This window comes from Pseudoalteromonas sp. HM-SA03 (assembly GCF_002289345.1).
GTDB lineage: Bacteria > Pseudomonadota > Gammaproteobacteria > Enterobacterales > Alteromonadaceae > Pseudoalteromonas.
Window position 1 is genome coordinate 1 of sequence record NZ_NSDG01000003.1, and the last position, 645, is coordinate 645.

At 49.9% G+C, this 645-nt stretch carries 2 tRNA genes; both read left to right on the plus strand.

The features are described from left to right. The first annotated feature begins 97 nt into the window (after window positions 1-97). Window positions 98-174, plus strand: a tRNA-Met gene (locus tag CKO50_RS00530). Between the two features lie 59 nt (window positions 175-233). Then, window positions 234-310 (plus strand) — tRNA-Met (locus tag CKO50_RS00535). Window positions 311-645: the final 335 nt, after the last annotated feature.

Below are 645 nucleotides of genomic sequence, written 5' to 3' on the forward strand. Positions count from 1 at the left end.
GAGCAGAATGATAAATCATTCGTCGGACTCGCTAAACCTGGAAAGAGTCGAAGGTCGTCGGTCCCCGACGAAGAATAGATTCACAAAAATATACAGGCGCGGGATGGAGCAGCCTGGTAGCTCGTCGGGCTCATAACCCGAAGGTCGTCGGTTCAAATCCGGCTCCCGCAACCAACATCAGTTGGATGTATAGAGTCTCAAGTACAAGACTTAAAATTAAGTACAAATACAGGCGCGGGATGGAGCAGCCTGGTAGCTCGTCGGGCTCATAACCCGAAGGTCGTCGGTTCAAATCCGGCTCCCGCAACCAACATCAGTTGGATGTATAGAGTCTCAAGTACAAGACTTAAAATTAAGTACAAATACAGGCGCGGGATGGAGCAGAATGATAAATCATTCGTCGGACTCGCTAAACCTGGAAAGAATCGAAGGTCGTCGGTCCCCGACGAAGAATAGATTCACAAAAACATACAGGCGCGGGATGGAGCAGAATGATAAATCATTCGTCGGACTCGCTAAACCTGGAAAGAATCGAAGGTCGTCGGTCCCCGACGAAGAATAGATTCACAAAAACATACAGGCGCGGGATGGAGCAGCCTGGTAGCTCGTCGGGCTCATAACCCGAAGGTCGTCGGTTCAAATCCG